Genomic DNA, 7,920 nt, shown 5'->3' on the forward strand with positions numbered 1-7,920 from the left:
CACTTGGAGAGCTTCTCCGCTTACGCCGAGACTACCTCCTCCACCAGGCAAGGAGCCCGTGTCCGTGGCAATTACCCTGACCCCCACCGTCGACCAGGCCGTTTCCCGGCGCGCGTGGTTCGGCCTCGCGTTCATCGTGACGAGCCAGCTCATGATCGTGCTCGACGGCACGATCGTCACCATCGCTCTACCGGACATTCGCGATGACCTCGGCTTCTCCGCAGTCGACCAGTCCTGGGTGATGAACGCCTACGCGCTTACCGTCGGCGGCCTGCTGCTGCTCGGAGGTCGGGCAGGAGACATCATCGGCCGCCGCCGCGCCCTCATCGTCGGCACCACGATCTTCACCCTGGCATCCCTGCTCGGCGGGTTCTCCACCACCGGATGGATGCTGATCCTTGCCCGCGTCGCGCAGGGTGTCGGCGCTGCGCTCGCCGCCCCCACCGCACTTGGGCTGATCGCCGAGAACTTTCCGGACGGCCCCCACCGCGCCCGCGCCATTTCGTGGTTCTCCATCGGCGCGGCCTCCGGCGGTGCAATCGGCCTGATCGCCGGCGGTGTCCTCACCGCGCAGTTGTCCTGGCACTGGGTGATGTTCGTCAACGTGCCGATCGGACTGGCCGTTCTTATCGGCGCACCGCTCACCGTGTCCGAGAGTTCGCGCATCTCAGCACGATTCGACATACCCGGCGCGATTGCGTCGACCGTTGGTATGACCGCGATTGTGCACGGCTTCATCCGCGCGGCCGAACAGCGCTGGACCGATCCCATCGCGCTTGGCTCGCTGGTGCTCGGCGCGGGCGCGCTGATCGTCTTCGCCCTCGTCGAGCGACGGACCGACCAACCACTGCTCCCCCGCCGCGTGATCGATTCCGCGGCGAAGCTCGCCCCCTTCGCCGCGATCCTCTTCATCCCCGGCGCCATGATCGGCATGTTCACCTTCGTCGTGCTCTTCCTGCAGGACGTCAAGGGCTACGACGCACTCGCGACGGGACTGGCATTCTTGCCCTTTATGGCCCTCAACATCGGCCTGGTCGTCACCGGCACCACCGCACGCGTTGTCGAGCGCTTCGGCGCAGAACGCACGGTCATCGGATCGCTGGTGCTCATGGTGGGCGGTTTGCTGTGGATGGCGCTGTTGCGGCCCGAGAGCACGTTCCTCGCTTCGATTCTCGGTCCGTCGCTGTTGCTCGGCGTTGGTGTCGGCCTGGCGTTCGTCCCGCTCAGCGCGCTTGTCGTGCGGAATGCGCCGATATCCGACACGGGCGCCGCATCGGGGCTCATGCAGATGGGCATCCAGGTCGGCGGCGCGCTCGGACTCGCAGTGCTGATGACGATCTACGGGCCACTACAGCGAAACGATCCGTCCGGAACGGCAATCGGTCCGACGCTCCTTGTCGCAGCGGTCTTCGCAGTGGCCGCGTTGATCAGCTTCACCACCCTGAGCAGCGCGCGACGCGAATTGCCACAAACCTGAGCGGAATCGTTGCCCTGCGGGGCGTGACTCGTCATCCTGTGTGCGTGGAGTGGTCCGGGATTGAGGATCTAGTCGTTGCCGAGCGGCCGGGGGCATGCCCGTCGTGTGCCCATTCGTCCGCGTCGACGAGTCCGGGTTGGCTCGACCGGTTTTTCCATCTGACCCCGCTCCCGGCCCGCTGCGCGGAGATCACGGAGATCGATCACGTCATGTGGTTCACCACGATGTGCCAATGCCGGCACCCGTTCCACGGCTCGTGAACGAAACATTGTGCACCGGACTCGCCGGATTCAGAAGCATTTCGTTCACGCAGATTCGATCCGAATCTGCCTCCAGCGCAGCGGTATTCGAAAAGCCGGCCATGCCCTATGGTGGGCTGCGGCATGACCCAAGCGTGAGAGGTTCGACATGAGAGTGACGGTGGTGGCGGGCAACCCCAAGGCGGGTTCGCGCACCCTCGAGGCGGCGAGTTTGGTCGCCGAAGCAATCGGCGGCCAGGCGCCCGATGCGGTGATCGACGTGGTCGAGCTCGGACCCGGCCTGCTCGGCTGGGGTGACGAGCAGGTCGCGGCGGCGGTCTCGACGGTGGCCGAGTCGGACCTCGTGGTGTTCGGCAGCCCGACCTTCAAGGCCACTTATACCGGCCTGCTGAAGTTGTTCCTCGATCAGTTCGCCACCGGTGATGGACTGCGCGATGTGGTCGCGGTACCGGTGATGCTCGGCGCGGGACCGGCGCACGCGCTCGCCCCGGACCTGCTGCTCAAGCCGGTGCTCGTCGAACTCGGCGCGGCGACGCCGGCGCCCGGTCTGTATCTGCTCGACAGCAGCTACACCACCGATGGCCGGATCGCCGAGTACGCGCAGCGGTGGGCACCGGTCCTGCTGGCCGCCACCTCCGTTCGGGCGGGTCGCGCATGAAGACACTCGAATCGCTGGAACCGACGATCCTGCGCGAGGCCTTCGGGCATGTCCCCAGCGGCGTGGTCGCAGTGTGCGCCGAACTGGACGGCGATCGCATCGGCCTCGCGGCAAGCACGTTCGTACCGGTCTCGCTGGATCCGCCGCTCGTCGGCTTCTGTGTACAGAACACGTCCACCACCTGGCCCCGCCTGTCGGCGGTACCGAACCTCGGCATCAGCGTGCTGGGTGAGGCGCATGATGTCGCCGCGCGCACGCTCGCCTCGCGCACGGGTGACCGGTTCGACGGCCTACACACCGAGACGAACGAGCGCGGTGCCCTGTTCATCGGCGGTGCGAGCGTGTGGCTCGATGCCACGATCAGCGACCAGGTACCGGCCGGTGATCACACGATCGTCGTGCTGCGGATCGTCGAGGCGCACGTGCAATCCGAGGTCGAACCGATCGTGTTCCATCGCAGTTCGTTCCGGAGGCTCGCGTTCGACGCCCCGAGCTGACGCAGCAAAGGTCGACGTCGACCTAGGCTGACTGCCAATGAATCCGGCGACGCAAACCATCCTGCCCCGGGCTCGGCTGCGCCCACCGACCAACGGGCTCAGTGATGGTGCCCCGCATGCGGTTCGGCGGCCGGAACCGGAATCGCCGCGGCGGCTCCCGCCGGCGAACAGCATCGAAGATCACATGGGCCACGAGGAACGCGACACTCTTTCTCTGGTCCAAAGAGTCGTGACCGAGGAGTCGTACAAGCAGATAGAGAAGCGCATCGGCCGGGCGTATCCAATCCGGCTGACTCCAACGATCCTGCCCTGGGTATTCGAAGGGCTGACCGGCCCCGCCCGTGACGACCTCTGGGCCAAGGGCGACCTCGCGCAGCGAATCATCCACCGACTCGGCCACCGCAGGTTCGTGCGGCGGCACGACGCGGCATTCCGCTACGCCGGATCTGCGTAAACCGCGCAGATCACCGACGCAAGGTGTGCGACGGGTTCTCCCCCGGCGCGGACGGAGGTGCACGCGGCGCGGGCGATGTCGCCGAGCCCGATATCGGTTCCCACGTTCGCCTCGATGAACGCAACCGCACGCCGAAGCGCCGAGACAGTCCGATCTGCGGCTTTATCCAACCGATACCTCACGCCACCTTATGTGCGGCCATCTCGGATTGACATCGCTTTTCATGGGTATTCGCTCGAACGAGCGAAAGGTGTCACATGGCCGGACCGAATGGATTGTCACGCACTGTTGCCGTCGGCGCTTCCGCCGGTGGCGGGCAGGCGCTGACAAACAAGATGGGGTCGCGTCCGCTCGATCTTCCGGCCGCTGCCCTGTTCGAAGAGCGAGGTGAACGATCGACAGTCAGATGAACATCCAACCTCTCCTCGAAGTCGAGTCGATGCAGTACGACGATATCGTCGTCCTGCGCTTCCACGGCGTGCTCGACTCACGAACGTATCTTCAGATCCGCGAGACGATCACCAAGTGCTCTGCCGATTCCCCGCAGGCGATCGTGGTCAACGTCGATAACCTCGCGGTACCAGCCGATTCGGCGTGGGCCGCCTTCACCAGCGCGCGATGGCAGATATCGCGCTGGGTCGACGTTCCTCTCGTGCTCGTTGCCGCGTCATTGAAGGTGCGGGAAACGCTGCGCCGTAACGGGATAACCCGCTGGTGCCCCTGCTATTCGAACGAGTCCGAGGCGTGCCGCTTCGGCAATACCGGTGCTCGAGACTGCCGGTACGCCACGGCGAAACTGCCGATCACGGGCGGAAGTTCGGCAGCGCGGACCTTCGTAGGAGACACGCTGACGCACTGGTCGCTCGATCCCTATCGCACGACCGCGTTGGTGATCGCGACGGAATTCGTGGAGAACACGCTGCAGCACACGCCGTACGAGCCGACGTTGCGCCTGGAGTACCGGGAACCGAACCTCACCGTCGCAGTCGCCGACGACAGCTCCGAGCACCCGGTCCGTCGCGAGGATGAGCACGGCACAGTGGCGCTCTCGGGCCTCGGCATGGTGACCACACTGTCCACCGCTTGGGGCAGCACCCCGCGGGTGGATGGCGGAAAGGTCGTGTGGGCCGTCATTGGCCCTCGCGATGTCCTCTGACTCTCTCGTCACGAGGTCGAGAGCTACAGCGAATACCTCGACCTGCTTCAGGTCAGCGCCGACCCTCAAAGATACGCGGAGCTGCGCACTTCGCTACGTTGTTCCGGAGCAGCTTTCGATTCGTCTGCATCGCCTGCTCGAAGCCGAATCGCCTCGCCCGCGAAGAGTGGGCGTATCCACCGAAGAGGAGACACACCGATGGCATTGCCGCCGATTCTGGCCGACCGGCTCCGACTGCCCGTGGTGGCGTCACCGATGTTCATCGTGTCGAACCCGGACCTCGTCATCGCGCAATGCAAGGCGGGCGTCGTCGGCTCCTTCCCCACCCTCAACGCGCGCCCACAGAGCCAGCTGCGCGAATGGCTGACGCGGATCACCGAGGAATTGGCCAAGCACGACGCCAACAACCCCGACACTCCGTCGGCGCCGTTCGCGGTGAACCTGATCGTGCACAAGTCCAACGAGCGCCTCGAAGAAGACCTCGCGACCGTCGTCGAATTCGAGGTGCCGATCGTCATCACCTCGCTCGGCGCACGCGCGGACGTCAACGACGCGATCCACGACTACGGCGGAATTGTGTTGCACGACATCATCAATGACCGCTACGCGCGCAAGGCCATCGAGAAGGGGGCCGACGGCCTGATCGCCGTATCGGCCGGCGCCGGCGGCCACGCCGGGACGCACTCCCCGTTCGCGTTGATCCAGGAAATCCGCGAGTGGTTCGACGGCCCGCTGCTGCTGTCCGGCTCGATCTCGCACGGCCGCTCCATCCTCGCCGCGCAGGCCGCCGGTGCCGACCTCGCCTACATCGGCTCCGCGTTCATCGCGACCGAAGAGGCCAATGCGGCCGAGGCCTACAAGCAGATGATCGTGGACTCGGCCGCAGCCGACATCGTCTACTCGAACCTGTTCACCGGCGTGCACGGCAACTACCTGCGCGGGAGCATCGTCGCTGCCGGTATGGACCCGGACAACCTGCCCACGTCAGACCCGTCGGCAATGAACTTCGGCGCCGGCGAGGACAGCGCGGTCTCCGAGGCCAAGGCCTGGCGCGATATCTGGGGTGCGGGTCATGGTGTCGGCGCCGTGGAGGCCGTGGTGCCCGCAGCGGAGCTGGTCGAGCGGCTCAGCGACGAGTACGCCACGGCTCGGGCGGCACTGCTCGGAGCCTGACGCACAGCCTCAGCCGCTCGCGGCACCAACCAGCCGGACAAGCCTGTGCTCCGAGCACAGTTCAACTAGTTGATCGACCGCGTCCTCGATTCCTGATGCCAGTTCATCGACATCGGCGGCAGTGTCGTAGTCGCCGGTGATCCCGAAGGCCAGTGTGTCGGCGTAGCTGAGTATGGCGACCCCGGTGCGGAGTTGCATCGCGATCGGCGGAACCGGAAGCAGGTCGACGACTTCGCGGCCCAACAGATGCAGCGGGCGGCTGGGCCCTGGCACGTTCGTCGCCAAGGCAACGACACCGTGCTGCGGTAGCCGGGTCAGAGCCCGAATGGTCCACGCGCTCAAGGCAAACGGCACGAAGCGGGCGACCGCATCCACAGCGGCCTTGCCGGCCTGCCGCTGCCCTCCGCCCTTCGCCCGGCTCAGTCGATCGTGGACCGCGAAGAGTCGCTGAACCGGGTCGGCGATGTCCACCGGCAGGAACGGCAACATAATCGATACCTGGTTGTCGGTTCGGCCTGTATCCGACCTGCGCATCGACACCGGCACGAGCGTGCGCAGCGCGCGCGGGGTCGGCTGTTCGCCACGGCGCAGCAGCGCCCGTCGATAACTCGCCGACAGCGCAGCAAGCGCGACGTCGTTGACGGTGACCCCCAAAGCGCGTTGCACGGTCGCAATATCGCTGAGCGACACCCGCGCGACAGCGTAGCGACGCTGGGTGGTGATAGGACCATTCAGTGAGGTCTGATCGCCCGGCACCATGACCCCCGCGGCGATCTCGACTGCCCCGGACACACTGCGGGCCGCCGCCCGCGCCAGTCGGACGGGCATGGCAAGGGCCGAAAGCGGCAGACGGAACGTGTCTTTCATCGAGCGTGGGTCATCGGCCGCGGTGCACTCTTCGGCATTTCGAAGCCGGTCCGCGAACGACGAAACATGCCCCTCATCACACAGCCCGGCCATCATTCGAGTCGCGGAGATGCCGTCCGCGATGCAGTGATGAACCTTGGTCAGCACCGCCCATCGCCCTTCGGCGAGACCCTCGATAATCCAGCACTCCCACAGCGGTCGATCGCGATCGAGCCGCTGCCGCATCGCGTCGCCGACGAAGGAGACCAACGCCTGCTCGTTTCCCGGTGCCGGCAGCGCAGCACGTCGGACGTGGTGAGCGAGATTGAAGCTGGGGTCGTCGACCCACTCCGGAGCGCCGAGATCGAACGGCTTGGTGCGCAGAACCTGGCGGTACCGAGGTTCCGACAGCACACGCTCGGAAAGCATGTCGATTATGCGGTCGTGCTCGGGAATTGGGCCGTCGACTATCGCGAGCCCGCCGATTGCGAGGCTCACGTGCCGGTCGGCGTCCTCGGCCTCGAGGAACCCTGCGTCGAGCGCGCTGAGATGCTCCATGGCCATCCTTCCCTTGCGGGTCCCCTCACGGTCTCTCCCGCCGCACGCGAGGGGAGGGCCGCAGGTCACCAATCTCGAGGGCCGATGGCCCTCCTACCAGGCCGGGACGCTAGGCGACCGGTCCGCCGAGCGAGGTAATCACCGCATCATCGGGAAGCTTCGACTCACTCGAGCACGCCAGCACCTCTTCGAATCCTTCGACGATCGCCGCTTTGCATTCGGCAAGATCGGGTACGGCTGCGGCGTCGGCGTGGATGCTGACGCAGCACCGCGACATATGCGACATCAGCGTCACGTTGAACGCCGCACCCAGCGTGGGACCGAAAGCGTAGAAGCCGAGAATTTCTGCGCCGGCAACGAACGCCGGTATGGGTGACCCGGGCACATTCGACGCCACGAAGTCGACATGTTTTAGCATGTCGCCGAGCGTCGAGGCGGGAAGCACGTTGAATGCGCCGGCAATCGCGGGCGAGAACGGGATCGCCGGTTCGGCGCGCCACTCTGCCACCACGGACTTGATATCGCGCATCAACGCCGCCGGATCCGAACTGCTCGTCGGCAGGGTCATGCGCGCCAGCGTTATCCGGTTGCCACCGATCGGATCGCCCTTGGCCCGAAGACTGATGGGCAGGGTGACGCGCAACTCCGGTGCTTCTGTTCCGTGGCGGTCGTGGTACTTCGCCATCCCGAGCAGGACGGCGGCAAGAAAAGCGTCGTTGATCGAGACTTCGGCGGCACGCGCCGCCGATCTCAATGCGTCGAGGGAGACGTCGAGGACCGCAACGTCACGCCGGGTGCTGCGCTCGATCATCAACGGTGACAGTGTCGTCAGGATCGGCCG

At 65.9% G+C, this 7,920-nt stretch carries 8 protein-coding genes; 6 read left to right on the top strand and 2 right to left on the bottom strand.

Features of this window, described 5'->3' with window-relative positions; all coding sequences use genetic code 11:
* Positions 1 to 64 precede the first annotated feature (64 nt).
* The 6 genes from A8G08_RS09140 to A8G08_RS09170 all read left to right on the top strand — a co-directional run bounded on the left by A8G08_RS09140 (position 65) and on the right by A8G08_RS09170 (position 5,675).
* Complete coding sequence (locus A8G08_RS09140; RefSeq protein ID WP_068273050.1) at positions 65 to 1,477, top strand: MFS transporter; 1,413 nt, start codon at positions 65 to 67, stop codon at positions 1,475 to 1,477.
* Positions 1,478 to 1,885: 408 nt separating this feature from the next.
* On the top strand, positions 1,886 to 2,395 hold the full coding sequence (locus A8G08_RS09145; RefSeq protein WP_068273028.1) for an NADPH-dependent FMN reductase: 510 nt from the start codon (positions 1,886 to 1,888) through the stop codon (positions 2,393 to 2,395).
* A complete protein-coding gene (locus A8G08_RS09150; protein WP_068273030.1) occupies positions 2,392 to 2,892 on the top strand; it encodes a flavin reductase family protein in 501 nt (166 codons plus the stop codon). Before A8G08_RS09145 ends, A8G08_RS09150 begins: the two co-directional genes overlap by 4 nt.
* Positions 2,893 to 2,929: 37 nt before the next feature.
* Complete coding sequence (locus A8G08_RS09155) at positions 2,930 to 3,346, top strand: hypothetical protein (RefSeq protein WP_068273031.1); 417 nt, start codon at positions 2,930 to 2,932, stop codon at positions 3,344 to 3,346.
* Positions 3,347 to 3,752: 406 nt separating this feature from the next.
* Complete coding sequence (locus A8G08_RS09165; RefSeq protein ID WP_068273035.1) at positions 3,753 to 4,502, top strand: STAS domain-containing protein; 750 nt, start codon at positions 3,753 to 3,755, stop codon at positions 4,500 to 4,502.
* Between the two features lie 198 nt (positions 4,503 to 4,700).
* Positions 4,701 to 5,675 carry an NAD(P)H-dependent flavin oxidoreductase gene (locus A8G08_RS09170; RefSeq protein WP_068273037.1) on the top strand — a complete coding sequence of 325 codons (975 nt, stop codon included), beginning with the start codon at positions 4,701 to 4,703 and terminating at the stop codon, positions 5,673 to 5,675.
* Between the two features lie 9 nt (positions 5,676 to 5,684).
* Here A8G08_RS09170 and A8G08_RS09175 read toward each other — a convergent pair whose 3' ends face one another.
* Complete coding sequence (locus A8G08_RS09175) at positions 5,685 to 7,079, bottom strand: WS/DGAT/MGAT family O-acyltransferase (RefSeq protein ID WP_068273052.1); 1,395 nt, start codon at positions 7,077 to 7,079, stop codon at positions 5,685 to 5,687.
* Between the two features lie 109 nt (positions 7,080 to 7,188).
* Positions 7,189 to 7,920: WS/DGAT domain-containing protein (locus tag A8G08_RS09180; RefSeq protein WP_157108476.1), on the bottom strand; the 732-nt coding region annotated here is incomplete at its 5' end.

The organism is Aldersonia kunmingensis, from assembly GCF_001646865.1.
GTDB lineage: Bacteria > Actinomycetota > Actinomycetes > Mycobacteriales > Mycobacteriaceae > Aldersonia > Aldersonia kunmingensis.

Coding starts and splice junctions, on each gene's coding strand:
- A8G08_RS09175 (WP_068273052.1), bottom strand. CDS start 7,079: ATGGAGCATCTCAGCGCGCTCGACGCAGGGTTCCTCGAGGCCGAGGAC.
- A8G08_RS09145 (WP_068273028.1), top strand. CDS start 1,886: ATGAGAGTGACGGTGGTGGCGGGCAACCCCAAGGCGGGTTCGCGCACC.
- A8G08_RS09150 (WP_068273030.1), top strand. CDS start 2,392: ATGAAGACACTCGAATCGCTGGAACCGACGATCCTGCGCGAGGCCTTC.
- A8G08_RS09165 (WP_068273035.1), top strand. CDS start 3,753: ATGAACATCCAACCTCTCCTCGAAGTCGAGTCGATGCAGTACGACGAT.
- A8G08_RS09170 (WP_068273037.1), top strand. CDS start 4,701: ATGGCATTGCCGCCGATTCTGGCCGACCGGCTCCGACTGCCCGTGGTG.
- A8G08_RS09155 (WP_068273031.1), top strand. CDS start 2,930: ATGAATCCGGCGACGCAAACCATCCTGCCCCGGGCTCGGCTGCGCCCA.